Raw genomic sequence first — 26,557 nt, 5'->3', positions numbered from 1 at the left:
TACCGTGCGCGCGGGGGCGGTCGGGCCTCGGCCGTTCGGGTCCGGGCCAGGCGTGGGCCGGGCGTGGGACGGGCGGCGGGGTGGGCAGCGGGGTGAGTGCCGGCCGGGGCACGGGGTGGATGCCGACCGGGCACGGGGTGGGCGGCGTGGGGACGACGTTCGAATCGCTTGCCGCCTGCTCGTCGCCGGACCGCTCCGGCTGTTCGGACGGGGGTGCCGAGGGCGTACGGATGCGCGTCAACCTGCGGCCGGACGGGAGTCAACCCGCGGTGGGGGGCGCTCGAACCGCCCCGCGCGGACCGTACACACCGGTGCGCCGGGTTCCCACTGCTCACATCAGTGCGCTCGTACGAATTCGAAACCGCCGCTGGATCACCCTTAAGAGTGAAGTGACCGGCTCTGCGTTGAGCTGCCGGTTTTCTCGAAACTAACTTCAGTCCTGCGAACGGGAGTTGCCCCGGCAGTAGCCCCTACCGGGGACACCGAGGAGGGGCACTCCGCCGGAGCGGGCCGCGGGCCCGCCGGACCGCACGGTCCGCGCTCCCACCCCTCTCGGGGTGGCACACAAGAGGGAACCGATCAGGCCGGGCCGCACGCCCCGGTGCCACGAGCAGTGGGCACCCGGGCGGCGGCCGCGACGAAGGGATGTGGTGGCGAATGGGGGCGGGCACATCGCTGCGTACGGCCGGGGACAGGGGATCGGTGGAGCGCGGCCCGGGTGCGGCGGGTTCGTGGCCGGAGACGACGCGGGCGGCACTGGCCGGTGCCGGAGGCCGGGGAGGCGGCGGGGACTGGGACGTCACCGTCGGTGGCTTCTGGTGCACGGCCAGGCCGTCCGCGTCCTCGCCGCTGCCGGAGCAGGGGTGGAAGCTCCATGTGAGCGCGGCCTCGGCGGCGGGCGAGGCGGTGCTCTCGGCGGTGGTCCAGGTGCTCGCCGAAGACCCGTGCAGCTTCAAGTTCGCCGCCGCGCAGGAGCGCCTGAGCGAGCTCAACTCCCGTAACAGCGACCGCGGTTCGGCGGGCAAGTTCATCACCGTCTACCCGGCCGACGACGTGCAGTTCCAGCGGCTGGCGGCCGAGCTCGACCGGGCCACCATCGGGCTGCCGGGGCCGGTGGTGCTCTCCGACCGGCCGTACCGGGCCGGGAGCCGTGTGCACTACCGGTACGGCGCGTTCGCGCTGCCGGCGGAGCTGGGCAACGACGGGGAGTACCGCTCGGTGCTGCGCGGGCCGGGCGGGGAGCGGGCCGAGGACGTGCGCGGGGGCTCGTACCGGGCGCCGGGGTGGGCGCGGGACCCGTTCGCCCCTGCACCCTCGGCCGGCGCGGGTGCGGACTCGGGCAGGGCTTCGGGCCGGCGCCGGGGCGGGGTGCTGCTGGCCGGGCGGTACGCGGTGACCGCCGCCGTCCGGCACGGCGCGAAGGGCGGAGTGTTCCTCGGCCGGGAGGCGTCGAGCGGCGCCGAGGTCGTGGTCAAGCAGGCCCGGGCGCACATGGAGGTGGACCGGGCCGGCACCGATGCCCGCGACGCGCTGCGGCACGAGGCCGCGCTGCTCGCCCGGCTGGCGGGGCAGGGACTGGCGCCGCGCGCCATCGAACTGATCGAGCAGGAGGACTCCGTCTTCCTGGTGCAGGAACGAATCGCCGGGCAGCCCTTGGGCAGCTGGGTGGCCGCCCGCCTGCGGCGCGACGGAAGCCCCGACGTCGACTGGGCCGAGGCCGGGCCGGTGGCGCACGGCCTGCTCGACCTGGTCGAGCGGGTGCACGCCCAGGGGCTGGTGCTGCGCGACCTCTCCCCCGGCAACGTCATGGTCCGCCCGGACGGCACGCTGCGGCTGGTCGACCTCGAACTCGCCACCCGGACCGGACGCCTCGCGGGCTCGGCCGGCACCCCCGGCTACCGCGCCCCCGAGCACGGGCCCGGCAGACTCGCCGCCGCCCGCAGCAGCGTCGCCGACCCGGCCGTCGACCTGTACGCCCTCGGCGGGCTGCTCTTCCTGCTGGCCACCGGCCACGACCCGCTGCTGCCGGAGGACCTCCCGCAGGCCCGCCCGGTCGCCGAACGCCTCGGCCGCTGGCTCGCCCTCGCGGCCCGCACCGGTGCGACGGCGCGACGGCTGGCGCCGGTGGTCCTCGGACTGCGCGCCGAGGAGCCGCAACAGCGATGGGGGACGGCCCTGGCACGGGCGGCACTGCGCGAGGGCGACCCGGACACGGGCGGCGCCGGGTCCACCGCCGTCACCCCGCTGTGGCATGCCCCCGCCCGCCAGGGAGCGGCCTCGGACGCCGCCCCGCCCCTCGACCGCGTCCTGCACGACGGCCTGCGCCACCTCACCGCCACCGCCACGCCCGGGCGCCGGGACCGGCTGTGGCCGGTGGTGCCCGCCGGGGAGCGGACCGACCCGTGCAATGTGCAGCACGGCGCCGCCGGGGTGCTGGCCGTACTGGCCCGGGCGGTGGCGGCCGACGGGCTGCCGGAACAGGTACGGGCGCAGGCCGCGGCGACGGCCCGGACCGCGGCGGACTGGATCGAGCGGCGCGCCGCCGCCGAACCGGTGGTGCTGCCCGGACTGCACTTCGGACGGTCCGGGACGGCCTGGGCCCTGCTGGACGCCGCCCGCGCCCTGGGAGACGACGCGCTGGCCGGCCGCGCCGCCGGGCTCGCCCGCCGGATCCCCGTCGAGTGGCCCAACCCCGACGTGTGCCATGGCGCGGCCGGCTCCGGCTTCACCCAACTCCGCTTCGCAGCCGACGAGTTCGACGGACCGGAGTTCCTCGACCGGGCCACCCGCTGCGCCCGCACCCTGCTCGCCGCCGCACGCCGCGAACCGTACGGGACGGTCTGGCCGGTGCCCGCCGACTTCGACTCCGCGCTCGCCGGTATCACCCACCTCGGCTTCGCCCACGGCGCGGCCGGCGTGGGCGCCTTCCTCCTCGCCGCCGCCGGGGCGACCGGCGAGCGGGCCCTGCTCGCCGGGGCCGCCGAGGCCGGGCGGACGCTCGCCGCCACCGCACGGTGGGGCGGCGAGCGCGACACCGCCTGGTGGCCGCAGAGCGCGGGCGATCCGGAGCACATTCGGCTCTCCCACTGGTGCAGCGGATCCTCCGGCGCGGGCAGCTTCCTGCTGCGGCTCGCCCGCGTCACCGGCGACACCGACACGCTCGACCTCGCCCGCGCCGCCGGACGCGCCGTACTGGCGGCCCGCTGGCACGGCGGGGCGAGCGCCTGCCACGGACTGGCCGGCGACGGCGAGTACCTGCTGGACCTCGCCGAGACCACCGGGGAGTCCGAATTCCGCGCGGGCGCCGAGGAGTTGGCCCAGCTGATCGCTGCCCGAGCGGCCGTGCGCGACGGCCTCCGGGTGCTCCCGGACGAGACCGGCACCGGCTGCGCCGCCGGCTACGGCACCGGCACGGCAGGCCCGCTGGCCTTCCTGCTGCGGCTGCGCCACGGCGGGCCCCGGCTCTGGCTGGACCCGGCGCCACCGACCGTACGCCGGCTCCCGTCCGACACCACAGGCCCGTCCGACGCCGCGGGCCCGTCCGGCAGCGCAGGCCGGTCCGGCATCATCGGGGTGAGCGGAGCATGAACGTGGCCACCCGGACCATGACCCAGGCCCTGCGCCGTCTGAGCTTCACCTTCGCCGCCGACGGCAGCCACGCCGCCTGCCTCGCCTCCTCCGCCGACAGCGGCTGGTACGTGGAGAGTTGGCGACTGCCGCAGGACGGCGAGCCGGCCACGCCGACCGCACTGCCGCTGCCCGGCAACCGCTCGGAGAGCCTGCGCTCACAGCTGGTCGCGCTGCCCGACGGATCGGTGCTGACCTGCCGGCACGACGGCGATCGGCACGACCTCGTCCTCCTCTCGTCCGGCGGGAACGGCACCCTGGAGGAGCAGTCGGGTTCACTGCGGATGGCCGGACTGCGGGTGCTGCCGCTCCCGGCGCAGGCCGGGGCCGGCCCGCGGACGCCGGTGGCGGTCGCACTCGGCAGTGACACCCGCCCGGCGACCACCGTCTGGCTGGTGCGCACGGACGGCAGCGAGCCCGAACAGGTCGCCGAGATCCCGGGGTTGCACGGTGGCGGCACCTGGCTGGACCGCACGGGCACGCTGCTCGCGCTGGACCGGGTGAACGCGGGCCTGGTCCGCAGCGTGGTGCTCGACCTGCGCAACGGCCGCACCACCCCACTGCTGGAGATCGGCCCGCACAGCAACGACCGCCTGGTGCTGTTCGACCCGGACAGCCGGTTCGCGATGGTGCGCAGCGACGCGCCCGGCACCGACCGGCTCGGCTGGGGCGTCCTCGGCACCGGCGAGCCGCTGCGGTTCCCGGAGTGCCTGCACGTCGCGGGCATGTTCCTGCGACCGGTCGCACTGCGGGTGGCGGCCGACGGCCCCCGGGTCGCGGTGCAGATCGACCACGGCGCGGGTTCGGCGCTCGCGCTGTGGCGGCCCTCGGCCGGGCGGCTGGACCCGCTGCCGGTGCCGCCCGGGCGGCTCGGCGCGGTCGGGCACTGGAGCGAGTCGGGGCTGCGGCTGCCGTACTCCTCGCCCGACCACCCCGCGGCGCTGGCCACCCTGGACGTGGACGCACTGCTGGCGCACGGCCCCCTCCCGGCCGCCTCCGGCCCGATGCCACTGCCGCTGCAACTCGCGCCGCTGGCCTCGGGGCTGCCCGGCCCGTGGCGGGACACCGTACTGCCCTGGCAGCCCGGCGGGGTGCGCCCGGTGAAGACCGCGCCGCCCGGCTGGCGGCTGGACGGCAGCACCCCGCCCGGGGACGGTGGCCGCTGGCATCCCGCGCAGAGCCTTGAACTCGCCGGCCCGGCAGGCCCGTTGGAGGCCGTTGTGTACGGCGGGGACGCCTGGCTGAGCAGCCCGCACCTGGTGCTGGCGCTGCACGGCGGCCCGGCCGACGCCTGGCGGCTGGAGTTCGACCCGGCGCTGCAGCGGATGGCCGCCGAGGGCCTCGCCGTCGTCGCGCCGAACCAGCGCGGCTCCACCGGCTACGGCGTGGCGCACGCACTGGCCATCCGGGGCGCCTGGGGCGGGCCCGACCTTGACGACGTCCTGTACCTGCTGGACGGCATCGCGGGCCAGCGTGCCGCCCTCGGCCTGGAACCGCCGGCCCTCTTCGGGGTCAGCTACGGCGCGTTCCTGGCGCTGCTGGCGGCCGCACACGCGCCGGCCGAGCAGGTCGCCCGCTGCGCGGTGGTCGCACCGTTCCTGTCCGGCGCCCGGCTCCTCGCCGAAGCGGCGCCCCCCGTAAGGGCGTTGACCACTCGCCTGGGCGGCGGCGAACCGATCGCCGACGCCCGCGGACCGCGCGACGTGCTGCAACTGGCGCACCGGTTGAGCGCGCCACTGCTGGTCGTGCACGGAAACCGGGACGAGGTCGTACCGGTGAGCCAGTCCCGGTCACTGCGGCACGAGCTGCTGCGGATCGGCCGGGTCGAGGGCGAGGACTTCCGGTACGTCGAGGCGGCCGGCTCCGGGCACGAGGTGCTCGCCGACGAGGGCGCCGCCGTGCTGCACGAACTGCTGGCCGCGTTCCTGCGGACCGGCCGTCCGGGCTGATCCGCCGCCCGCACTTCACAGTTCACAGACTCCCGGGCCCGCTGAGGCCCGGGGCATCAGCCCCGGCGCGGTGGATGGAGGCCGCCCGGGGTGCGACACCTGACGCCCGCACGCAGATCGCGGCGGGCGGATACCTCAACGGGTACCTCAAGGGGAGGAAACAATCATGGAGAACATGGTGGACTTCGAGACCGACCTCGCGGCGCTCCAGGACCTGCCGGAGACCGAGTCGGTCGAGCTGACCGGCCACGGCAACGGCTGTCAGTACACCTGCCTCATCCTGACCTGCCTGCTCTTCACCGTCAGCTGACCAGGCCCCGAGCCGTGCGCTCGGGCGTCGGCTGACCAGGCGGTAGCCACCGGGTGCCGTCCCTGCCTGTCCGGACAGGCAGGGACGGCACCGGCCTTCCCGGGCACCGTCCCGGGCCGCCCGGACTCTTGGAACCCTTGGAACTATCGGAACTATCGGGACTATCCGACGGGAGCTTCCAGTTGCCCCGCCGCGCCACCGGCCGGCCCCTCGCGCTGGGCATCGCCCTGCCGGTCGAGGCCGCCACCACCCTCGCCCTGCCCGGCGTGCTCGCCGGGGCCGTCGACGCCGCCCTCGGCCGGCGCTCCGGTCCCGGCGCCTTCCTGCTGCTCGCCCTCCTCCTGGGCGCGGCCGCCGCCGCCAACGCCACCGCCGCGGCGGCCGGACCGGCCTGCGCCGCCGAGGCCACCGCCGCCCTGCGCGGACGCATGGTCCGCCACCTGCTCGCCCTCGGGCCCGGCGGCCGGCTGCGCGGCGGACCTCCGCCCGGCGACCTCGCCGCCCGGCTGCTCGGCTCGGCCGGGGACGCGGGCGGGCGGCTGCCCGCCGCCCTCGGCGCCGCCACCGCGCTGCTCACCTCGGTGGGCGCGATCGTCGGGCTGGCGGTGCTGTCGCCGTGGCTGGCGCTCGCCTTCTTCGCGGGCGTGGTGCCCGGGGTGCTGCTGATCCGCCTCTTCCTGCGGCAGGCCGGACCGGTGTTCGCCCGCTACCAGGAGGTCCAGGCCTCGATGGCCGCGCTGCTGAGCGGCGCCCTCGGCGGGCTGCGCAGCATCCACGCGGCCGGCGCCGAACAGCACGAGGCCGCACGGGTGCTGGCGCCGCTTCCGGAGCTGTCGGCGGCCGGGCACGCGCTGTGGGCGGCGCAGCGGCGCACCGCCTGGCAGGCGACCCTGCTGATCGCCCTGGTCGAGGTCACGGTGCTCACCACCGCCGGCACGCTGCTCGCGGACGGCGCCCTCGCCCCCGGTGCGCTCGCCGCGGCGGCCGGCTGGGCGGCACTGGGCGCGGGGCTGTTCGAGCAGGTCGAGGCGCTGGTCGGAGTCGCCCACGCGCGCGCCGGGCAGGCCCGGGTGGACGAGTTGCTGGCGCTCCCCGCCGCGCCCTGCGGCACGGCCGGGCTTCCGCCGGGCGGGCCGGGGGAGGTCTCGTTCCGGGGCGTGGTGGTGCGCGACGGCGACCGGGTGCTGCTCGGCCCGCTCGACCTCACCGTCCCCGGCGGCCGTACGGTCGCGCTGGTCGGCCGCTCCGGCTCCGGAAAGTCCCTGCTGACCGCACTGCCGGGGCGGCTGCGCGATCCCGACGAGGGCACCGTGCTGATCGACGGCGTCCCGGTGGCCGCTCTGGCACCGTCCGAGCTGCGGCACGCGGTCGGCTACGCCTTCGCCCGGCCCGAACTGGTCGGCCGTACGGTCCGCGAGGCGCTGGCGGGCGCCGGCCCGGCCGAGGCGGCGGCGGCCCGCGCGGACGGCTTCCTGCGCCGGCTGCCACACGGCTGGGACACCCCGCTGGACGAACTCCGCCTTTCCGGCGGCGAGTTGCAGCGCCTCGGACTCGCCCGGCTGCTGGCCCGGCCCACCCGGGTGGTCGTCCTGGACGACGCCACCTCGGGCCTGGACCTCGCCACCGAGTACCAGGTCACCGAGGCCCTCGACCACGCCACCCACGGCCGCACCCGCCTGGTGATCGCCCACCGCGCCACCATCGCCGCCCGCGCCGACCTGGTCGCCTGGCTGGACGCCGGCCTCCTGCGCGCCCTCGCCCCGCACAACACCCTGCTCGCCCACCCCGACTACCGCGCCACCCTCGCGGACACGGCCCTCCAGGCGACGGCCGCCGGGTGACGGCCCACACGGGAAGTCGGCCCGGCCGACTTCTCACGCATCGCCCGAACCCGCCCACAGCCGAGAGACAAGCCACCGTGCAGTCCACACCACCACGCAACCCCCTCACCCCGACCGGCCGCGCGAAAAGTCGGCGGAATCGACTTCTCACGCCACCAGCCCCACACCGGCACCACCGCGCACACGACTCCGCGCCGAGGCCTCCCTTCCACGCCCGCACGGGAAGTCGGCCCGGCCGACTTCTCGCGTTCGGCGTCTCGCCCGGGTGGGAGTTGCTGTTGCGGCAGTTGGCGGTCACGCGGCGGCCGTTGGTGCGGATGCTCCTGTGGTCCGGGGTGGAGGCGTTACCGCCGTTGGTGTCCGGGCTGTTCGTCTCGGCCTCCGTCGACCAGGGCTTCCTGATCGGGCGGCCCGGGGTCGGGGTGGCCTGGCTGGGCGGGTTCGGCGCGGCCATGGCCGTCCGGGCGTACGCGACGCGGGCCGGGTTCCCGTACCTGGCAGGGGTGGTGGAGCCCCTGCGGGACGCCCTGGTCGAGCGGGTGGTCCACAGTGCGCTCGCCCGGCCGTCGGCCGATCCGGCCGAGGTCGCCAGGCTCACCGAGCAGGTGGAGTCCGCACGGCAGTTGACCGCGACCCTGCTCCGCACGCTGCGCGGGGTGGGGGTCACGCTGGTCGCCGCCCTCATCGGGCTGGCGCTGCTCGCACCTGCCGTGCTGCCGCTGGTCGTGCTGCCGCTGCTGGCCGCCGGGCTGCTGTTCGCGCGGCTGCTGCGCCCGATGGTGACCCGTAGGCGGGCGGTGGTGCTGGCCGAGGAGCGGCTGGCCGCCGAGGCCGGGCGGGCGCTGCACGGGTTGCGCGACGTCCAGGCCGGCGGCACCGGGGAGGAGGTCGCCCGCGCGCTGACCGAGGCCGCCCAGGCGAGCGCCGCCGCCTCCCGCGCCCTGGGCCGTGCCTCGGCCCTGCGCGCACTGGTGGTGGCGCTCGGCGGGCGCCTGCCGGTCCTGGCCGTCGTCGCGGCGGCGCCCTGGCTGCTCGCCCACCGCGCCCTGACGCCGGGCGAACTGCTCGGCGTCGCCACCTACCTCGTCCAGCAGTTGGACCCGGCTGTCAGGACTCTGGCCGGTACCGTCGGCGGCTGGCTGCTCAACCTGGCCGTCATCCTCGACCGTCTGGCCGCGACCACCGGGCACGCCCGACCCGCCACGTGGACTGGTACCAACAGCCCGGACAGCAGCGGCACATCCGGCCGAACCGCGGACGCAGAGCCCACGGCCGGCCGACACCGAGCAGTCGGCGGCGCGGGCGGGCCGGCACAGGCGCCCGAGGCTTGGACTCCGGGGCCGTCGCCGGGTGGTACGTGCGCGTCCGGGCACAGAGCGGCGGCCGGGGGCGCAGGCCATGTGATTCACGCTCCCACTGGTCGACACCGAGCAGTCGGCGGCGCGGGCGGGCCGGACCAGGCACCCGGCCCTCGGATGCCGGAGCCGCTGATGCCCGGACGCGGAGCGGATCACGCCCGCCCCGCCCCCGGGATACGGCTGGTGGGGGTTCGGTACGGGCACGGTGGCGGTGCCGTGCCGGTGTTGGACGGGGTCGATGCCGATTTCGGGGCCGGGGAGCACGTGGCGATCGTGGGGCCCAGCGGGGCGGGGAAGTCGACGCTGGCGGGGTTGCTCGCGGGGGTACTGGTGCCGACGGAGGGGCGGGTGACGGTCGGCGGTGCGCCGCCCGGGCGGGCCCGGCTGGTGGCGCTGGTGCCGCAGGAGGCGTACGTGTTCCCGGGCACGGTCCGCGAGAACCTCACCTGGCCCCCCGGGCACGCCCCCGACGCCCCCGACGCCCGCCTCGCCCACGCCGTGGCCCTGCTGGGCGCGGAGCGGCTGGTGGCCCGCTTGGGCGGCCTGGACGCCGCACTAGGCGATCCGAGTGAACTCTCCGCAGGTGAGCGCCAGTTGTTGGCCTTGGTGCGGACCTACCTGTCCCCAGCCCCGGTCGTGGTGCTGGACGAGGCGACCTGCCGTCTGGACGCCCCCGCGGAGGAGCGGGTCGAGCGAGCCTTCGCGGCCCGCCCGGGGACCCTGGTGGTCGTTGCGCACCGCATCAGTTCCGCGTTGCGGGCGGACCGGGTGCTGCTGCTGGACGGCGGGCGCGGGCTGCTGGCCCGGCACGGCGATCTCCAGGTACTGTCCCCGCTCTACCGCGAGCTGGTCGGCCACTGGCTCGGTTCCAGGCCCCGGACCAGCACGGGACTCGCGTCGTGATCTCGATAGGATCTCGTCCGTCCCGGCCGTTATGGTGGCCGGGGCACGGGCCGCGATCACCGGCTACGGGCGCGTACCGAGCGCCTGATCGGGGACCCGACCGTGCGCCACCGGCGCCGGCCGGGCGCCGATGACCTGCACCCTCCGCACGGAAAAGACGATTCTCATGTCCGACACCCTCACCGACACCACCGGACCCGCGGTTACCGGGACCGACGCCGACGAGAAGACGGCCAAGGGCACCGTGTCGCACGGCCGCCACCGCGGTGGCTCCGCCGCCGACGACAGCCCGGAGACCGACCCGCACGGCCGCCACCGCGCGGCCGGTGCGCTGGGCTGACCGCAGCAGCACCAGGGCAGCACGCAGCAGCACCTCGCACGAGGGCCCGCCGGGAGGGCACGGACTCCCCCGGCGGGCCCTCGCTTCGTCCCGCAGTCCGTATCCGGCCCGCCCTCGGCCCGTCGCCACGACCGGGCCTCAGCCCATCGTCACGACCGTCCGCAGCGCCTCGCCACTGCGCATCTGCGCGATCGCCTCGTTGACGTCCGCGAGCACCACCCGGTGGGTGACCATGCCGTCGAGGTCGATCCGCCCGGCCCGCCAGAGGTCCACGACCAGCCCGATGGTGCGCGCCACCGTCGCCCCGCCGTAGAGCGAGGGCAGCAGGCGCTTCTCGTTGAAGAACAGCTCGCCCATGGTGAACTGCGCGAGGTCGTCCTGCGCGCCCGCGCCGATGACCACCACCGCGCCGCCACGCCGGGCGGCCTCGTAGCCGGCCCGGACGGTGGCCGCGCGGCCGACCGCCTCGAAGACGTAGTCGAAGCCGCCGCCGGGCAGCTTCTTGGCCGCGGCCTTCAGGTCCTCGGGCGCGATCGCCTCGGTGGCGCCGAAGGCCAGGGCGCGCTCGCGGCGCGAGGCCACCGGGTCGACGACGGTGATCCGGCCGGCGCCGCAGACCCGGGCGCCCTGCACGGTGGCCACGCCGACCCCGCCCGCCCCGATCACCGCGACACAGGCGCCGGGCTCGACCCGGGCGGTGTTCACCGCGGCGCCGATGCCCGTGGTCACCCCGCAGCCGATCAGGGCCGCGGCCTCGTACGGGAGGTCGGCGGGCACCTTGATGACGGCGTTCGCCGCGACCACGACCTCCTCGGCGAAGGCCCCGGTGCCGTAGAAGCCGGAGGCGCTCAGCTCGCCCTCGGCGATCCGGAATCCCGGGGTGCCGAGGCTGCGCAGGCTGGCGATGCACAGGTGGCCGCGGTCCTGGCGGCAGTGGTCGCAGCGGCCGCACGGGGCCATCCAGCAGAGCACCACGCGGTCGCCGGCGGCGAGGCCGGTGACGCCCTCGCCGACCTCCACCACGTCCCCGGCACCCTCGTGCCCGGGGACGAACGGCGCGGGCTGCGGCAGCACGCCGCTCATCGCGGAGAGGTCCGAGTGGCAGAGGCTGGCGGCGCGCATCCGCACCCGTACGGTGCCAGGCCCGAAGCCCACGGCCGTCACGTCCTCGCGGACGTCGAGGACCTCCTGGCCGGTCTTGTGCAGGACGGCTGCGCGCATGGTGCTGCTCCCGGGGTGCCTGGTGTGCCGCGGATCGACGGTCGCGCCGATTCTGGCACGGGCGGCGCAACGCGACGGGAACGCGTTCCACAACGACCGGGCGGCAGGACTGTACGAGTTCACCGCCCTTCCACCGCCGGACCACCCCGCGATCACCGCCGTGTCGGCGTCCACACGGACATCTCCCGCGCTACCGGATGCCCCGGACGGCACCGGACGGCCCCGGCCCGCACCGCGCGCCCCGGCGCCACGGCCCCCGCTACCGTCGAGTAGGGTCCGTGCACGTCCGCCCGCGTCCCGACCCCGAGGAGCTCCCCCATGTCCGACCTGCTGCTGAGCGCCGAGCCGGCGCCCGAGGTGCTGGCGGCGTTCGAGGGGGCCACCGGGTTCATGCCGGTGGACGAGGGACTCGCGCTGTACGCGGCGGCGGTGGCGGCGGCGCGGAGCACCGGGCTGCCGGTGCTGGAGATCGGCACCTACTGCGGCCGCTCGGCGATCCTGCTCGCGGCGGCGGCCCGGGAGGCCGGGACGGTCGCGCTGACCGTCGACCACCACCGCGGCTCGGAGGAGCAGCAGCCCGGCTGGGAGTACCACGACCCGACCCTGGTCGACCCCGAGGTCGGGCTGATGGACACCCTGCCGCGGTTCCGCCGCACCCTGCACGCCGCCGGGCTGGAGGAGCACGTGGTGGCGCTGGTCGGCCGCTCGCCGCGGATCGCCGCGCTGTGGGGGCGCCCGCTGGGGCTGGTGTTCATCGACGGCGGGCACACCGACGAGCACGCGACCGGCGACTACGAAGGCTGGGTGCCGCACCTGGCGCCGGAGGGCCTGCTGGTGGTGCACGATGTCTTCCCGGACCCGGCGGACGGCGGCCAGGCCCCGTACCGGGTGTACCTGCGGGCGCTGGCCGAGGGCTTCGAGGAGATCTCGGTGACCGGCTCCCTGCGCGTCCTGCGCCGCACCGCCCGGTAGCCCGTTCGATCCCCCGGCCCCGCGCCGATGCTCTAACGTCGTGCTGGGGCTGTCGGGCAGGGGTTCGAACGGTACGGTGGCCGCGCAGCACCAGGCAGAGCATCGGCGGACGGTGGGGGCCAGCAGCGACATGACGGACCAGCAGAACAGCGCTCCGGCGGTCTGGGACCCCACCGCGCGCGGCGGCGCCGGCGGCTGGGTGCGCGGCCCGCAGCGCCCGGCCGATCCGCAGCCCGCCCCCGCGGCACCCCAGCCGCCCACCGCACCCCAGCCGCCCGCGACGCCGCAGTCCGCCGCCCACCCCGGCCCGGTGGCCCCGCCGCCCGCGCCCGGCGCCGTCGGCGACCAGGGCCCGCCGCTGGGCGCCCGCCCGTACCTGGCCTCCTCGCCCGGCTACGACCCGCCGACCGCCCGGCTGTTCCCCGGCGCCACCCCGCCGCCCCCGCCCGCCCCGCCCGCGGCCCCGCCGTTCCCCTCCCACGCGGGCCCGCAGCCGCCGGCACCGCAGCAGGCCCCCGGCCACGACTACCTCCTGCAGCCGCCCGCCGCGCCCCCGCAGCCCCCGTACGGCACCCAGCCCGACTGTCCGACCGGCCACGCGGACGACGAGGACCGGCCGACCAACCGCAAGGCCCCGCTGCTGATCGGCTTCGCGCTGCTCCTGGTGCTGGCGATCGGCGGCGGCCTGCTGTTCGCCGTCCGCAGCGGCGGCGACAAGGACGGCCAGGCCGCGCCCGCCCCGGCTTCGGCCCCGGCGACCGGTTCGGACAACCTGCCGCCCGCCCCCGCACCCACGGGTACGGACGGCGCGCCGAGCGCCGCCGCGAACGCGTCCGGCTCGCCCGCCGGCACGCCGTCCCCGACCGCGACCGGCGCCGGTCCGGGCGCCAAGGCCCAGGCCGAGGCGCTGGACAGCCTGCTCAGCGAGGGCGAGAACGCGAAGGCCCCGATCGGCAGCGCCGTCGCCAAGGTGACCAGCTGCCCGTCGAAGGCCGACATCGAGAGTGCCGCCCAGACCTTCGACAGCGGCGCGAGCCAGCGGGCCGCCCTGCTGACCAAGCTCTCCCAGCTGAGCGTCACGGACCTGCCGGGCGGCGCGGACGCCCTGAACTCGCTGAGGTCCGCCTGGCAGCTGTCGGCCGACATCGACAAGGCGTACGCGAGCTGGGCACGCGCCGTCGCCGCCCAGGGCTGCACCGGCAGGGCGCCGGCCACCCCGGACAAGAAGCACGCGGACGAGCTCAACCCGCAGGCCACCCAGGCGAAGACGGACTTCATGACCAAGTGGAACCCGATCGCGAAGAACTACGGTCTGACTCCGCGCACCCAGGACAGGATCTGACCGACCAGTGACCGGTTCCACCCCCCGCCCGCCCCGCCGCTCCGCCCTGCTGCGCGCCACCACGGCCGCGGCCGTGGCCGTTCCGCTCTGCACGGCGGGCTGGTTCGGCTGGCGGGCCCTCGACCACTCCGGCCCGGCGGGCGCCACGGCGGCCCCGGCCACGACGGCCGCGGCCACGGCGGCCACCACGACCCCGGCCCCCGAGCAGCCGAGCCCCGCCGACACCGCGGCCGCGACACCCCTCACCCCTCCGGTCGAGCCGCCGCCCACCACCCCTGCGACCGAAACCCCGACACCGCCCCCACCCGCGCCCGCCGACGCCGCCACCAGCCTGGCCGGCCGCACCGTCCTGCTCGACCCCGGCCACAACCCCGGCAACTCCGCCCACACCGCCGAGATCAACCGCCAGGTGGACATCGGCAACACCCGCAAGGAGTGCGACACCACCGGGACCGAGACCAACGCCGGCTACACCGAGGCCGAGTACACCCTGGACGTCTCCCGCCGGGCCCGCGCCATCCTGGCCGCCCGGGGCGCCAAGGTGGTGCTGGTGCAGGACGGCGACCGCCCGTGGGGCCCGTGCATCGACGAACGCGCCCGCGCGGGCGCCGACGCGCACGCCGACGTCGCGGTCTCGGTGCACGGGGACGGCGGCCCGGCGAGCGGCAGCGGATTCCACGTGATCATGCCCGCCCGGGTGGCGGCCGGAAAAGCGGACAACACGACGATCGTCGCCCCCTCGCACCGGCTCGGCCTGCTGCTGCGCGAGCAGTTCCACGCCGCGACCGGTGAGCCGTACGCGGACTACATCGCCAAGGACGGCCTGGACACCCGCTCCGACCTGGGCGGCCTCAACCTCTCCACGGTCCCCAAGGTGTTCATCGAGTGCGGTAACATGCGCAACTCGACGGACGCGAAGCGGATGACGGACCCTCAGTGGCGCCAGCAGGCGGCCCAGGGGATCGCCGACGCGCTGACCGCGTTCCTGACGACCCAAGAGAAGACCGAAGAGCGGTAAGGAAGTTGGGTCGCGCATCGGCGGAGGACGACACTCCGCCCGGACCGCGCGGTTTGCAACGACTTCGCCCCATTCCCGGTCCCGCCGTGCACCGGCAGGACGGTTGGGCCTAGGCTTCTGGTCCGTTCGGGAGTTTCGACCGGTCAGCCCGACCGCACGAACCACCGTCCACGACACGTCAACGAGGGGAACGTTAGTGAATCTGCGCGCTCTCACCAGGGGAGACGCCGCCGTCGCAGGCGCGGCCGTCCTGCTCTTCATCGCCTCCTTCCTGCCCTACTGGACCGTTGACTGCAGCGGCCGGTACTGCGGGAAAACCTCGCAGAACGCGTGGAGCACCGAGCTGTTCCCCATCCTGCCCTCGATCTACCTGCTGGGCATCGTCGCCGCCGCGCTGATCCTGGTGCAGCGTTTCCAGGGCCCGGCCGCCACCAACCGCCAGGTGCTCGGCCTGCGGCTGGACCAGTGGGGCATCGCGTTCGCCGTGGTGGCGCTGTGGACCTCGCTCTGGTCGCTGGGCGGCGGCCCGTCCGTCGGCAGCATCAGCCACGGCTTCGGCGCCTGGCTCGGCGTGATCTCGCTGATCGTGCTCGCCGGTGCGGCCGCCGCGAGCCCCCTGGTGCCCGCGCTGAAGGCCCCGCTGGTCACCGACCGCCCGGCAGCCGTCCCCGGCCAGTACGGCTACCCCGGCCAGCCCGGTCACCCGGGCGCGCCCCAGCCCGGTCAGTACGGCTACCCGGCCCAGGGCCACGACCCGGCGTTCGGCGGCCAGGGCGGCTACGGCTACCCGGGCGCCGGCCAGCCCCAGCCCGGCCAGCCGACCCCGGCCGCCCAGCCGCACGACGCCGCCCCGGCCCCGCAGCCGGCCCCGGCCGCGCAGCCGCAGGCGGCCGCCCCGGCGGCGGACTTCCAGCCGTTCTGGTTCGCCGTCCCGGCCCCGCGCCAGCTGGCCCCGAAGGACAACCCGGCCGGCGCCCCGGTCGGCGAGATCGTTCCGGGCACCTGGTACCTGGCCGTCGAACAGCGCGGCACCGCGCTGGTCGCCCAGCTGCCGGACGGCAACCAGGGCGTGCTGGCCGACACCACGGGCATCCAGCGCGGCTGACGCCCCCGGAGCACACCGACGTCGGGCACGCACCCGTCCTCGGACGCACATGCAAAAGGGACGGGACCGGAGAACCGGTCCCGCCCCTTTTGCATGTGCGCTGCGCTCAGCAGCAGTCCTGGACCACCAGCCCGGCGGGCAGCTGCTCCCCGCCGAAGACCGAGACCGTCGCCGGGTCCCCGCCGAGCGCGGCCACCGCGAGCAGCAGCGCCCCGGCCGTCCAGGTGGTGCGCTCCTGCGGCCAGATCGCGTCGTCCTCGAAGACGTACCCGGTCCAGTAGGAGCCGTCCTCGTGCCGCAGGTGCTTCTGGATCCAGCGCAGGATGTCCACCGCGCGGTCGGACTGGCCGATCGCCCAGAGCGCGAGCGCCAGCTCGGCGCTCTCCCCGCCGGTCACCCACGGGCGGTCGCTGACGCAGCGCACGCCGAGGCCGGGGACGACGAAGCGCTCCCAGTCCCGCTCGATCCGGGCCACCGCCGCCTCACCGCGCAGGCCGGTGCCGAGCACCGGGTAGTACCAGTCCATCGAGTAGCGGTCCTTGTCCAGGAACCGCTCGGGGTGGTGGGCGACGGCGTGCCCCAGCTGCCCGGCCGCGAGCTCCCAGTCGGGCTGCGGCTCCTCCAGGTACTCGGCGATGGCCAGGCCGCAGCGCAGCGCGTGCAGGATGCTGGACGAGCCGGTGAGCAGCGCCTCGTCGGTGGCGGTGCCGTCCTCGTCGATGCGCCAGGCGATCGGACCCCCGGGCAGCCGCAGCCCGACGATGAAGTCGAGGGCGCGCCGGGCGACCGGCCAGATCCACTCCAGGAAGGTGTCGTCACCGGTGCTGAGGTGGTGGTGCCAGACCCCGACCGCGATGTACGCGCAGAAGTTGCTCTCCTTGGCCCGGTCGGTGACCACGCCGTCGGTGTAGCCGGCGTACCAGGAGCCGTCCGGGTTCTGGGCGGCGGCGAGCCAGCGGTAGGCGGCCTCCGCGGCGGCGTGCTCGCCGGCCGTGTCGAGGGCCATCGCGGCCTCGGTGTGGTCCCAGGGGTCGAGGTGGTGGCCGGCGAACCAGGGTATGGAGCCGTCGGGGCGCTGCTCGGCCAGGATGCTGCGCACGGTGTCGGCGGCCTGCTCGGCGTCGAGCACCCCGTCGAGCAGCAGCACCTCGGGGACGGCGGCGGTCATGCCTGTGCCCGCTGGGGCTCGGCGCGGTTGGGCTTGGAGGCGTACGCGACGAAGCTCTTGCCGATCACCGGGTTGAGCGCACGCTCGGCGGCCTTGGTGAGGCGGCTGATCACCGGGGTGCCGACGATGTCCCAGACCAGCAGCTGGTGGTACGCCTTGACCGGCAGCGCCTTGTCGTTGTCGACGCCGACGGCGCACTTGATCCACCAGTACGGCGAGTGCAGCGCGTGCGCGTGGTGGGTGCCGTACGGCTCCAGGCCGGCGTCCTTGAGCTTGCCGAGCAGCTCGTCGCCCCGGTAGATCCGGATGTGGCCGCCCTCGACCTCGTGGTACTCGTCGGACAGCGCCCAGCAGATCTTCTCCGGCAGCCAGCGGGGCACGGTGACGGCGAGCAGGCCGCCCGGCTTGAGGACCCGGAACATCTCGTTGAGCACGCCCTTGTCGTCCGGGATGTGCTCCATCACCTCGGAGATGATGATCTTGTCGAAGTACTCGTCCTCGAACGGCAGCGCCAGCGCGTTGCCCTGCATCGCGACCGCCGACGCACCCTCGGGGGCCTCACCGGCCTGCTCCATCGCCGCGAACCACTTCCCGACCTCGGCGATCTCCTCGGCGTTCTGGTCGAGGGCGATCACGTTGGCGCCGCGGCGGTAGCACTCGAACGCGTGCCGGCCCCCGCCGCAGCCCAGGTCGAGCACCCGGTCGCCGGGGGCGAGCGGGAAGCGCGAGAAATCGACGGTCAGCACTGCTGGACTCCCATTCCTATTGCTGCCAAGCGTTCATGACGCTTCGTCAGACCACTCAGTCCGTTGCTCGGGGCGCTTGTGCCCGGGAGCGCGCCGCTCGGGCACGCACCGCTCAGGCCACGTACCGCCAGCCCGGCCCCGAGCGGGCCCGGGCGCCGGTGCCGGTGGCGATCGCCGCGCGGTAGGCCTCGGCGGTCAGCTCGGCAGCCCGCTCCCAGGTGAACCGGGCCAGCACCCGCTCCCGCCCGGCCGCGCCGAGCCCGGCCCGCAGCTCCGGGTCGTCCAGCAGCCGGCCGAGCGCGCCGGCCAGCGTGTCCGCCTCCCCCGGCGGCACCGCCAGGCAGGTCTCCCCGTCGGGCCCGGCCACCTCCGGGATCGCCCCGCCGGTGGTGGCGACCAGCGGGGTGCCGGTGGCCATCGCCTCGGCGGCGGGCAGCGAGAAGCCCTCGTACAGCGAGGGGACGCAGGCCACCTCGGCCGAGCGGTAGAGGTCGACCAGCTCCCGGTCGGTCAGCCCGCTGCGGAACTCGATGTGCTCGGCCAGCCCGAAGCGGCGCACCGCCTCGGCCACCGGCCCGTCCTCCTTCTGCGGCTTGCCGACCACCACCAGGTGGGCGTCCCGCTCGGTGCGGACCTTGGCCAGCGCCTCGACCAGGAAGACCAGGCCCTTCAGCGGGACGTCCGCACTGGAGGTGGTGACGATCCGGCCGGGGACCCGCTCGATCTCCTCCGAGGGCGACCAGAGCCGGGTGTCGGCGCCGATCGGCACCACCGAGATCGCGCCCGGCGCGACGCCCAGGTGCTCGGCGATCTCGCGCCGCGAGGTGCCGGACACGGTGATCACGCGGTCCAGCCGGGCGGCGACCCGGCGCTGCATCCGGGTGAAGGCGTACCAGCGGCGCAGCGAGAGCCGCTTGACCCGGGTGGTGGCTGCGTCCAGCTCCAGCTGCCGGTCCACGGTGATCGGGTGGTGGATCGTGGTGACCAGCGGGAAGCCGTGCCGGGCCAGGCCGAGCAGGCCGTAGCCGAGGGTCTGGTTGTCGTGCACCACGTCGTAGCGGCCCTTGTGGGCGGCCAGGTACTGCCGGGCGCGCAGCGAGAAGGTGAGCGGTTCGGGGAAGCCGCCGGTGCGCATGGTGGCGAACTCCAGCACGTCCACCGGGCCGCGGAACTCGTCGCGGGCCGGGGTGCGGAAGGGGTCGTCGGCGCGGTAGAGGTCCAGGCTGGGCAGCTCGACCAGGCGAACCGAGCCGGGGCCGTCGACCTCGTCGAGCACCGGGTAGGGCTGGGCGCCGATCACGTCCACGTGGTGGCCGAGCCTGGCCAGCTCGCGCGAGAGGTGTCGTACGTACACGCCCTGACCGCCGCAGAAGGGGTCCCCGCGGTACGACAGCAGGGCAATCCGCAGCGGCTGCGCGGTCATCCTGGGCCCTCTTCTCTAGCTGCTCTCGGTGCTGCCGGTCGTGCGTCCGGTCGCTAAAGTAGATCAGGTTTCAGTGGCTGTGGAACTCGTCATCGAACGCGTGAACAATGAGAGACCTCGAAGATACCGGCCCGTAGCTTTTCCTCAGGAGCCAGGGCTGGTGATTCCCGCCACGCCGAATCCTGCCGACCACGTGGAGCACACCGCCACTCTCGCCCGCCCGGGAGCCCCCTTGCCGCCGCCCTCACCGTCAGCCTCTCCCTCCCCCCTGCCGCCGGTTCCGCCTCCGGGCGAGCCGCCGCTGACCGCTCGCCAGGCCGAGCGGCGCCGGCGCATCCTGCGGGCCGCCACCGCGCTGGCGGTGCGGGGCGGGTACGAGGCGGTGCAAATGCGGGAGGTCGCGGAGAGCGCGCAGGTCGCCCTCGGCACGCTCTACCGGTACTTCCCGTCCAAGGTGCACCTGCTGGTGGCGGTGATGCTGGAGCAGCTGCAGGGCCTCCACGAGCACATCCGGCGGCACCCGCCGACCGACGTCGAACCGGCGCTGCGGGTCGCCGACACCCTCACCCGGGCCTTCCACGCGCTGCAGCGCGAGCCCCTGCTGGCCGAGGCGATGGTCCGGGCACTGTCCTTCGCGGACCGGTCGGTCGGGGCCGAGGTGGACCAGGTCAGCGCGGCCACCGGACAGCTCATCCTGGACGCCATCGGCCAGTCCGGACCGCCCACCGAGAGCCAGCGCGCGGCCGTGCGGGTGATCGAGCACACCTGGCACTCGGCGCTCGTCGCCTGGCTCTCCGGCCGCGCCTCGATCGCCGAGGTCCGGGCCGACCTGCACACCGCGGCCCGGCTGCTCACCCTGCCGTGAACCGGCCGCCCGCCCTGCCCCGGGACGCCTCCGACTGGAACCTGTTCCTGCCACGGCCGGGCCGCCCGGCGCGCTCCGGCGGCTAGAGTCGACGGGCAGCACAACTCCATCCCGTTCCTCCCCCGGGGAAAGCCGGTGCGAATCCGGCGCTGACCCCGCAGCCGTGAGTCCGGCGCCGCACCCGGCCGCCGGGCGAGTCGGAGCGCCCGGGGAGGGGCGAGCGGCCAGTCCGGACGCACGCGCCCGGCACCGTCGAGGACTACGGAACGGCCCCGCCCGGGCCACCACCGCTCACCGAAAGGCACACCCGCACCATGCTGACCGCCGCCCGCCTGGGCGCCGCCGCCCTGTCCGCCGCACTGCTCACCGGCCTCGCCGCCGGCCCGGCCCTCGCCGAGGTCCCCACGCCCGCCATCCCGGACGGCCTGTACGGCAAGAGCGACCCGACGTACGACGGCGTCTGGCGGCAGTCCCTCGCGCTCACCGCGTTGACGGCGGGCAAGGTCACCCCGGCCGACTCCGCGGTCGGCTGGCTCACCGGCCAGCAGTGCGAGGACGGCGGCTGGCCTTCCTACCGGGCCGCCGGCACCGCCTGCGACGCCAAGTTCGAGGACAGCAACGCCACCGCCGTCGCCATCCAGGCCCTGGTCGCCCTCGGCGGGCACCAGGAGGCCGTCGACAAGGGCGTCGCGTGGCTCAAGGCCAACCAGAACGCCGACGGCAGCTGGGCCTACAACCCGGGCAACCCGGGCGACGCCAACTCCACCGGCCTCGCCGTCAACGCGCTGTTCGCCACCAGGACCGACCCTGCGGGCGTCGCCAAGGCCGGCAAGTCCGCCTTCGACGGGCTCGCCCTGTTCCAGCTCGGCTGCGCCGCCCCCGCCGACCAGCGCGGCGCCTTCGCCTACCAGACCGACCCGGCCGGCGGCGCCCTCACCCCGAACGCCCTGGCCGGCGGCCAGGCCGCGCTCGCCGCCGGCGGCGGCCACCTGCCGGTCGCCACCTCGGTGCACGCCGACGCCGCGCCCAAGGCCCTCGCCTGCGACGCCGCGGCCGCCCCGGCCCCGGTTTCGCACGCGGACTCCGGCGAGGCCGTCGGCGCCTACCTCACCGCCCAGCTCGCGGCGGGCGGCGACCACCTCAGCCTCACCACCCCGGGCGCCGCCCCCACCCCCGACTACACCGCCACCGCCTGGGCCGCCCTCGCCCTCACCCAGAGCGGCCACCCCCAGCAGGCCGCCGGCGCCGTCGACTGGCTCGCCAAGGAGGGCGCCACCTGGACCAAGGGCGGTACCGACGCCGGCGCCACCGCCACCCTCCTGCTGGTCTCCCAGGCCGCCCACCGCGACACCGCCGCCCTGACCGGGCAGCTCACCGCCCTCGGTCCGACGCCCAAGGCCACCGAGGCCCCCGCCGCCAAGACGTCCGCCCCGGCGGAGAAGGCGGAGAAGAAGGACGACGGCATCGGCCAGTACTGGTTCATCGGCGTCGGCCTGCTCATCGGCGTCGGCGGCGGCCTCCTGCTCAGCTTCCAGCGCAAGCGCAACGCGCACCTCTGATGCGTCCCGCACCCCACCGCGCCCCGGGCGGCCCGGGCCCCGCCGCGGCCGACCGCACCCGAACCGGCCGGACCCGGTCCCTCGCCGCACTGCTCCTCCCCCTCCTCGGGGCGGTGCTGCTGCTCGCATCCGCCGCGCCGGCGCAGGCCGCCGGGTACCGGTACTGGTCGTTCTGGCGCGGCACCGAGGACAGGAGCTGGACGTACCAGCAGCAGGGGCCCGCCGTCGCGGTGCCGCCGGACGGGGCGGTGGACGGGTGGCGGTTCGCGTTGAGCCCGGACGGCGGGCGGGACGCAGCGAAGCCCCGGACGGCCGGGAGCTTCGCCGAGATCTGCGCGGACACGCCCGCGCAGGAGGGACGCAAGCGGGTGGCCGTCGTGCTGGACTTCGGGACCGCCGAGGACGCCGGTTCGTCCACCGCCGCGGTGCCCGGGCAGCGGACCGCCTGTGCCGGTGTCACGCCCCGCGCCACCTCGGCCGAGGTGCTGGCCGCCGTCGCCCCGCCGCTGCGCTACGACACCAACGGGCTGCTGTGCGCCATCGCCGGGTACCCGAAGGCGGGCTGCGGCGACCAGGTCGGTGCGGCCGGCGCCGCCCAGCCGGGCGCCGGTGCCACGTCGAACGACCACGGCAGCGGCCCGGACGTCGGGCTGATCGCCGGTGGTGCGCTCGTCGCCGCCCTCGCCGGCGGCGCCGTCTGGCAGGCCCGCCGCCGCCGTCACCCCTGATCCCCCACCCCTGGACGACCAACCGTGAGCAGCACCGCCCGTAGCACCCGGCCGCCCGTCGGCCCCCGTCAACTGCATCCCGGGGCCTGGTGGTTGTGGGCACTCGGGCTCGGAGCGGCGGCCACCCGCACCACCAACCCGGCGATCCTGCTGCTGCTCGTCGCCGTCGCCGGGTACGTGGTCGCGGCCCGGCGCGGCGATGCGCCCTGGTCGCGCTCGTACGGGGCGTTCCTGCGGCTGGGCCTGCTGGTGCTCGGCATCCGGCTGGTGTTCGCGGTGTTCCTCGGCTCGCCCGTCCCCGGCACCCATGTGCTGTTCACACTGCCCGAAGTCCCGCTGCCCGCCTGGGCGCAGGGCGTGCGGATCGGCGGCCGGGTCACCGCCGAGGGGCTGCTCGCGGCGCTGTACGACGGGCTGCGGCTGGCCACCCTGCTGATCTGCGTCGGCGCCGCCAACTCCCTGGCCAGCCCGGCCCGCCTGTTGCGCGCCCTGCCCGGCGCGCTCTACGAGGCGGGCGTGGCGGTGGTGGTGGCGATGACCTTCGCGCCGAACCTGATCGCGGACGTCCGCCGGCTGCGCGCCGCACGGCGCCTGCGCGGCCGCACCGACAAGGGCGTCGCGGCCGTGCTGAGCGTCGGACTCCCGGTGCTGGAGGGCGCGTTGGAGCGGTCCATCGCGCTGGCCGCCGCGATGGACACCCGGGGCTTCGGCCGCACCGCCGACGTCCCGCACCGGCTCGCCCGGGCGACGGCCGCGCTCACCCTGGCCGGACTGCTCGGAGTCTGCCTGGCCGCGTACGGGCTGCTGACGGCCGGTGGCGCGGGCTGGGCGCTGCCCGTCCTGCTGCTCGGCCTGGCCGCCGCCTCCGCCGGACTGCTCCTCGGCAGTCGACGGTCCGTCAGGAGCCGCTACCGGCCCGACCCCTGGGCACTCCCCGAGTGGCTGACCGCCGGGTCCGGGGCGGCCGTGGCGGCCCTCACCACCTACCTGGCCGCGCAGGACCCGGCCGCCTTCGCCCCCACCGTCGTCCCGCCGACCGTCCCCGCGCTGCCGCTGGCCGCCGTGCTGACCGTCCTGCTCGGCCTGGTACCGGCGTTCGCCGCCCCGACCCCGCCCCGGAGGGCATCGTGATCACCTTCGAGCAGGTCTCCGTCCGGTACGCGGACGCCGCCGCGCCCGTCCTGAACGGCGTCGACCTCACCGTCCCCGAGGGCGAACTCTGCCTGCTGGTGGGCCCGTCCGGCTCCGGCAAGTCCACCCTGCTGGGGACGGTCAGCGGCCTGGTGCCGCACTTCACCGGCGGGGTGCTGCACGGCCGGGTCACCGTCGGAGGCCGGGACACCCGCGAGCACCGGCCGCGCGAACTCGCCGACCTGGTCGGCACGGTGGGGCAGGACCCGCTGGCGCACTTCGTCACCGACACGGTCGAGGACGAACTCGCCTACGGCATGGAGTCCCTGGGCCTGCCGGGCGACGTGATGCGCCGCCGGGTCGAGGAGACCCTCGACCTGCTCGGCCTCGCCGACCTGCGCGACCGTTCGCTGACCTCCCTCTCCGGCGGCCAGCAGCAGCGCGTCGCGATCGGCTCCGTACTCACCGTGCACCCGCGCGTGCTGGTCCTGGACGAGCCCACCTCGGCGCTCGACCCGGGCGCGGCCGAGGAGGTGCTGGCCGTCCTCCAGAGGCTGGTGCACGACCTCGGCACCACCGTGCTGCTGGCCGAGCACCGGCTGGAGCGGGTCGTCCAGTACGCCGACCAGGTGCTGCTGCTCACCCCCGACGCCCCGCCCGTCCTCGGCGAGCCCGCCGAGGTGATGGCCCACTCCCCGGTGCACCCGCCGGTGGTCGGCCTCGGCCGGCTCGCGGGCTGGCGGCCGCTGCCGCTCTCGGTCCGCGACGCGCGCCGCAAGGCCGCCCCGCTGCGCGCCGAACTGGACGGCCGGGCACCGTCCGCCGCCGTCGCCAGGCCCGCCGAGCCGATCGCCGGCACCGACCGCCTCGTCGTGCGGCGCGGCCCCGTCCCGGCGCTGCGCGGCGTGGACCTCGCGCTCCACCCCGGCGAGATCACCGCCCTGATGGGCCGCAACGGCGCCGGCAAGTCCACCCTGCTGGGCAGCCTGGTCGGCCTGCACGCCCCCGCCTCCGGCAGCGTCAGGGTCGGCGGCCGCACCCCGCACCGGACCCGGCCCGCCGAGCTGATCCGCGAGGTCGGCCTCGTCCCGCAGGACCCGCGCGACCTGCTGTACGGCGAGTCGGTCGCCGCCGAGTGCGCCGCGGCCGACACCGACGCGGGCGCCGCCGCCGGTACGTGTCGCGCGCTGGTCGAGCGCCTGCTGCCCGGCATCGCCGACGACGCCCACCCGCGCGATCTCTCCGAGGGCCAGCGGCTCACCCTCGCCCTCGCCGTCGTGCTCACCGCCCGGCCCCCGCTGCTGCTCCTGGACGAGCCGACCCGCGGGCTCGACTACGCCGCCAAGGCCCGGCTGGTGGAGATCCTGCGCGGCCTGGCGGCCGAGAACCACGCCGTGCTGCTCGCCACCCACGACGTCGAGCTGGCCGCCGAACTCGCCCACCGCACGGTGATCCTGGCCGAGGGCGAGATCGTCGCGGACGGGCCGACGGCGGAGGTGGTGGTCTCCTCCCCGGCCTTCGCCCCGCAGGTCGCCAAGGTGCTGGCGCCGGGGCCGTGGCTCACCGTGCACCAGGTCGCGGAGGCGCTGGACGCATGAGCACTCGCCCCGTCCCACTGGGCCGCCGGTCGATAACGGCGCTGGTGTCCGTCTCCTTCGTCGGCGTCGCCGCCTTCGGCTGGCCGCTGCTCGCCTCCACCAAGTCGGCGCTGGTCGGCCACTCCACGGACGCGCCGTGGCTGTTCGCGCTGCTGCTGCCGCTCCTCCTCGCCGTCGTCGTCGCCCAGATCTCCGAGGGCCGCTCGGCGGGCGGCGGCGCGCCCGGCCTGGACGCCAAGTCCGTGGCCCTGCTGGGCGTACTGGCCGCGGCGGGCGCGGCGCTGCGGCCGCTCGGCGCGGGGACGGCGGGGCTGGAGCCGATGTTCTTCCTGATGGTGCTGTCCGGGCGGGTGCTCGGCCCCGGCTTCGGCTTCGTGCTCGGTTCACTGTCGATGTTCGCCTCCGCGCTGCTGACCGGCGGGGTCGGGCCGTGGCTGCCGTTCCAGATGCTCGCCATGGGCTGGGTCTGCCTGGGGGCCGGGCTGCTGCCGGGCGCCGCGACGCTCCGCGGCCGCCGCGAACTCGTGCTGCTGGCGGGGTACGGGGCCACCGCGTCCCTGCTGTACGGCACGATCATGAACCTCCAGGGCTGGCCGTACATCGGCGGCCTGGCCGGCTCCATCTCCTTCGTCCCCGGCGACCCGCTGCCCGCCAACCTGGTCCGCTTCGCCGCCTACTGCCTGACCACGTCGCTGGGCTGGGACCTGCCGAGGGCGGTGCTCACCGTGGTGCTGTGCCTCACCCTCGGCACCCCCGTCCTGCGCGCCCTGCGCCGGACCACCCGCCGCGCCGCCTTCGACGCCCCGGTCACCTTCCGCCCGCCGGAGTCGTGAGCCGCCGGGAACGGCGGAAGTAGGCGTTGGTCACCGGGAGGAACATCAGCACCACCGCGGTGAGCACGGCCCCCACGTGCACGCCCCGGCTGGCCGCGAAGGCCAGGTCCATCGGCCCGGCCTGCGCCCACTCCCAGCTCAGCGAGCGGCCCCGGGCCAGCGCCTGGATCGGCGACACCACCATCGACGCCGTCCCCAGAACGCCGAGGCCGAACGCCAGCGCGATCCGCGCCCAGCCCCGGCCGCGACGCATCTGCCGCGCGACCAGGAGCGCGGCGGTGAAGACGGGCAGTCGCACCGCCAGGCCCACGACGATCTCCCCCGCCGAGCCCGAACCACCGGCCAGCATCCTGCCGACCGCCAGAACGGTCTCGAACGCCCCGGCGGCGACGGCCGTGACCCACAGGGCGAAGGCCACCCGCACCGGCCCGGGCGGGCACTCGGATCGGCTGATGGACAACGGCTTCTGCTGCGTGGCCTGGGACATTTCGAGCCTCGATCCTTGACGGGGAGTCAGATC

Annotated in this window: 21 protein-coding genes and 1 riboswitch; of the genes, 16 read left to right on the top strand and 5 right to left on the bottom strand. The window is 76.0% G+C overall.

Annotated elements, in window-relative coordinates; translation table 11 throughout:
• The first annotated feature begins 657 nt into the window (after positions 1-657).
• The 6 genes from lanL to ACIRRH_RS01730 all read left to right on the top strand — a co-directional run bounded on the left by lanL (position 658) and on the right by ACIRRH_RS01730 (position 10,328).
• Positions 658-3,588 carry a class IV lanthionine synthetase LanL gene (gene lanL / locus ACIRRH_RS01755; protein ID WP_403060222.1) on the top strand — a complete coding sequence of 977 codons (2,931 nt, stop codon included), beginning with the start codon at positions 658-660 and terminating at the stop codon, positions 3,586-3,588.
• A complete protein-coding gene (locus tag ACIRRH_RS01750) occupies positions 3,585-5,576 on the top strand; it encodes an alpha/beta fold hydrolase (RefSeq protein ID WP_403060219.1) in 1,992 nt (663 codons plus the stop codon). The genes lanL and ACIRRH_RS01750 overlap by 4 nt, the downstream gene beginning before the upstream one ends.
• 166 nt (positions 5,577-5,742) lie before the next feature.
• A complete protein-coding gene (locus ACIRRH_RS01745) occupies positions 5,743-5,886 on the top strand; it encodes a VenA family class IV lanthipeptide (protein ID WP_350630852.1) in 144 nt (47 codons plus the stop codon).
• Positions 5,887-6,068: 182 nt separating this feature from the next.
• A complete protein-coding gene (locus tag ACIRRH_RS01740) occupies positions 6,069-7,727 on the top strand; it encodes an ATP-binding cassette domain-containing protein (RefSeq protein ID WP_403060216.1) in 1,659 nt (552 codons plus the stop codon).
• A 317-nt stretch (positions 7,728-8,044) separates the two neighbouring features.
• Positions 8,045-9,988 (top strand): ATP-binding cassette domain-containing protein, encoded by a 1,944-nt coding sequence (locus ACIRRH_RS01735; protein WP_403060213.1) that lies wholly within the window; start codon positions 8,045-8,047, stop codon positions 9,986-9,988.
• 166 nt (positions 9,989-10,154) lie between these two features.
• Positions 10,155-10,328 (top strand): hypothetical protein, encoded by a 174-nt coding sequence (locus ACIRRH_RS01730; protein WP_403060210.1) that lies wholly within the window; start codon positions 10,155-10,157, stop codon positions 10,326-10,328.
• A gap of 138 nt (positions 10,329-10,466) precedes the next feature.
• On the opposite strand, the gene ACIRRH_RS01725 is transcribed toward ACIRRH_RS01730, so the two are convergent.
• Positions 10,467-11,549 (bottom strand): alcohol dehydrogenase catalytic domain-containing protein, encoded by a 1,083-nt coding sequence (locus tag ACIRRH_RS01725; RefSeq protein ID WP_403060207.1) that lies wholly within the window; start codon positions 11,547-11,549, stop codon positions 10,467-10,469.
• A gap of 318 nt (positions 11,550-11,867) precedes the next feature.
• On the opposite strand from ACIRRH_RS01725, the gene ACIRRH_RS01720 reads away from it, so the two are divergent.
• The 4 genes from ACIRRH_RS01720 to ACIRRH_RS01705 all read left to right on the top strand — a co-directional run bounded on the left by ACIRRH_RS01720 (position 11,868) and on the right by ACIRRH_RS01705 (position 15,986).
• Positions 11,868-12,521: a class I SAM-dependent methyltransferase gene (locus ACIRRH_RS01720; protein ID WP_403060204.1), complete on the top strand. Its 654-nt coding sequence runs from the start codon at positions 11,868-11,870 to the stop codon at positions 12,519-12,521.
• Positions 12,522-12,651: 130 nt separating this feature from the next.
• Positions 12,652-13,863, top strand: coding sequence for a hypothetical protein (locus tag ACIRRH_RS01715; RefSeq protein ID WP_403060201.1), 1,212 nt, complete (start codon positions 12,652-12,654; stop codon positions 13,861-13,863).
• 7 nt (positions 13,864-13,870) lie between these two features.
• Positions 13,871-14,881, top strand: coding sequence for an N-acetylmuramoyl-L-alanine amidase (locus ACIRRH_RS01710; RefSeq protein ID WP_403060198.1), 1,011 nt, complete (start codon positions 13,871-13,873; stop codon positions 14,879-14,881).
• Between the two features lie 196 nt (positions 14,882-15,077).
• On the top strand, positions 15,078-15,986 hold the full coding sequence (locus ACIRRH_RS01705; protein WP_403060195.1) for a hypothetical protein: 909 nt from the start codon (positions 15,078-15,080) through the stop codon (positions 15,984-15,986).
• 106 nt (positions 15,987-16,092) lie between these two features.
• Here the strand turns inward: ACIRRH_RS01705 and ACIRRH_RS01700 are convergent, their stop codons facing one another.
• The 3 genes from ACIRRH_RS01700 to ACIRRH_RS01690 all read right to left on the bottom strand — a co-directional run bounded on the left by ACIRRH_RS01700 (position 16,093) and on the right by ACIRRH_RS01690 (position 19,323).
• Positions 16,093-17,154 (bottom strand): prenyltransferase, encoded by a 1,062-nt coding sequence (locus ACIRRH_RS01700; protein WP_403060192.1) that lies wholly within the window; start codon positions 17,152-17,154, stop codon positions 16,093-16,095.
• Positions 17,151-17,900 (bottom strand): class I SAM-dependent methyltransferase, encoded by a 750-nt coding sequence (locus tag ACIRRH_RS01695; RefSeq protein ID WP_403060189.1) that lies wholly within the window; start codon positions 17,898-17,900, stop codon positions 17,151-17,153. The genes ACIRRH_RS01700 and ACIRRH_RS01695 overlap by 4 nt, the downstream gene beginning before the upstream one ends.
• A gap of 112 nt (positions 17,901-18,012) precedes the next feature.
• Positions 18,013-19,323 carry a glycosyltransferase family 4 protein gene (locus tag ACIRRH_RS01690; RefSeq protein WP_403060186.1) on the bottom strand — a complete coding sequence of 437 codons (1,311 nt, stop codon included), beginning with the start codon at positions 19,321-19,323 and terminating at the stop codon, positions 18,013-18,015.
• A gap of 268 nt (positions 19,324-19,591) precedes the next feature.
• Here ACIRRH_RS01690 and ACIRRH_RS01685 point away from each other — a divergent pair, with 268 nt between their 5' ends.
• From ACIRRH_RS01685 to ACIRRH_RS01660, 6 genes are all read left to right on the top strand, one after another.
• On the top strand, positions 19,592-20,188 hold the full coding sequence (locus ACIRRH_RS01685) for a TetR family transcriptional regulator (protein ID WP_224284203.1): 597 nt from the start codon (positions 19,592-19,594) through the stop codon (positions 20,186-20,188).
• A gap of 131 nt (positions 20,189-20,319) precedes the next feature.
• Positions 20,320-20,390: riboswitch (cobalamin riboswitch) on the top strand.
• Positions 20,391-20,502: 112 nt separating this feature from the next.
• On the top strand, positions 20,503-21,747 hold the full coding sequence (locus tag ACIRRH_RS01680; protein ID WP_403060183.1) for a prenyltransferase/squalene oxidase repeat-containing protein: 1,245 nt from the start codon (positions 20,503-20,505) through the stop codon (positions 21,745-21,747).
• Positions 21,747-22,475: an SCO2322 family protein gene (locus tag ACIRRH_RS01675; protein WP_403060180.1), complete on the top strand. Its 729-nt coding sequence runs from the start codon at positions 21,747-21,749 to the stop codon at positions 22,473-22,475. The genes ACIRRH_RS01680 and ACIRRH_RS01675 overlap by 1 nt, the downstream gene beginning before the upstream one ends.
• A gap of 24 nt (positions 22,476-22,499) precedes the next feature.
• Entirely contained in the window at positions 22,500-23,606 is a 1,107-nt protein-coding gene (locus ACIRRH_RS01670) for a CbiQ family ECF transporter T component (protein ID WP_380769309.1), read from the top strand.
• Complete coding sequence (locus ACIRRH_RS01665; RefSeq protein ID WP_403060176.1) at positions 23,603-25,204, top strand: ABC transporter ATP-binding protein; 1,602 nt, start codon at positions 23,603-23,605, stop codon at positions 25,202-25,204. The genes ACIRRH_RS01670 and ACIRRH_RS01665 overlap by 4 nt, the downstream gene beginning before the upstream one ends.
• Positions 25,201-26,037: an ECF transporter S component gene (locus ACIRRH_RS01660; RefSeq protein ID WP_403060173.1), complete on the top strand. Its 837-nt coding sequence runs from the start codon at positions 25,201-25,203 to the stop codon at positions 26,035-26,037. Before ACIRRH_RS01665 ends, ACIRRH_RS01660 begins: the two co-directional genes overlap by 4 nt.
• Here the strand turns inward: ACIRRH_RS01660 and ACIRRH_RS01655 are convergent.
• Positions 26,012-26,524, bottom strand: coding sequence for a hypothetical protein (locus ACIRRH_RS01655; RefSeq protein ID WP_403060170.1), 513 nt, complete (start codon positions 26,522-26,524; stop codon positions 26,012-26,014). The genes ACIRRH_RS01660 and ACIRRH_RS01655 overlap by 26 nt on opposite strands.
• Positions 26,525-26,557: the final 33 nt, after the last annotated feature.

This window comes from Kitasatospora sp. NPDC101235, assembly GCF_044767505.1.
GTDB lineage: Bacteria > Actinomycetota > Actinomycetes > Streptomycetales > Streptomycetaceae > Kitasatospora.
This window is presented reverse-complemented; position numbering and strand designations above follow the sequence as displayed.

Bases quoted from the DNA above. Each gene is read 5' to 3' on its own strand.
- ACIRRH_RS01730 (WP_403060210.1), top strand. From the start codon at position 10,155: ATGTCCGACACCCTCACCGACACCACCGGACCCGCGGTTACCGGGACC.
- ACIRRH_RS01690 (WP_403060186.1), bottom strand. From the start codon at position 19,323: ATGACCGCGCAGCCGCTGCGGATTGCCCTGCTGTCGTACCGCGGGGAC.
- ACIRRH_RS01715 (WP_403060201.1), top strand. From the start codon at position 12,652: ATGACGGACCAGCAGAACAGCGCTCCGGCGGTCTGGGACCCCACCGCG.
- lanL (WP_403060222.1), top strand. From the start codon at position 658: ATGGGGGCGGGCACATCGCTGCGTACGGCCGGGGACAGGGGATCGGTG.
- ACIRRH_RS01680 (WP_403060183.1), top strand. From the start codon at position 20,503: ATGCTGACCGCCGCCCGCCTGGGCGCCGCCGCCCTGTCCGCCGCACTG.
- ACIRRH_RS01745 (WP_350630852.1), top strand. From the start codon at position 5,743: ATGGAGAACATGGTGGACTTCGAGACCGACCTCGCGGCGCTCCAGGAC.
- ACIRRH_RS01735 (WP_403060213.1), top strand. From the start codon at position 8,045: ATGCTCCTGTGGTCCGGGGTGGAGGCGTTACCGCCGTTGGTGTCCGGG.
- ACIRRH_RS01655 (WP_403060170.1), bottom strand. From the start codon at position 26,524: ATGTCCCAGGCCACGCAGCAGAAGCCGTTGTCCATCAGCCGATCCGAG.
- ACIRRH_RS01660 (WP_403060173.1), top strand. From the start codon at position 25,201: ATGAGCACTCGCCCCGTCCCACTGGGCCGCCGGTCGATAACGGCGCTG.
- ACIRRH_RS01750 (WP_403060219.1), top strand. From the start codon at position 3,585: ATGAACGTGGCCACCCGGACCATGACCCAGGCCCTGCGCCGTCTGAGC.
- ACIRRH_RS01675 (WP_403060180.1), top strand. From the start codon at position 21,747: ATGCGTCCCGCACCCCACCGCGCCCCGGGCGGCCCGGGCCCCGCCGCG.
- ACIRRH_RS01720 (WP_403060204.1), top strand. From the start codon at position 11,868: ATGTCCGACCTGCTGCTGAGCGCCGAGCCGGCGCCCGAGGTGCTGGCG.
- ACIRRH_RS01700 (WP_403060192.1), bottom strand. From the start codon at position 17,154: ATGACCGCCGCCGTCCCCGAGGTGCTGCTGCTCGACGGGGTGCTCGAC.
- ACIRRH_RS01725 (WP_403060207.1), bottom strand. From the start codon at position 11,549: ATGCGCGCAGCCGTCCTGCACAAGACCGGCCAGGAGGTCCTCGACGTC.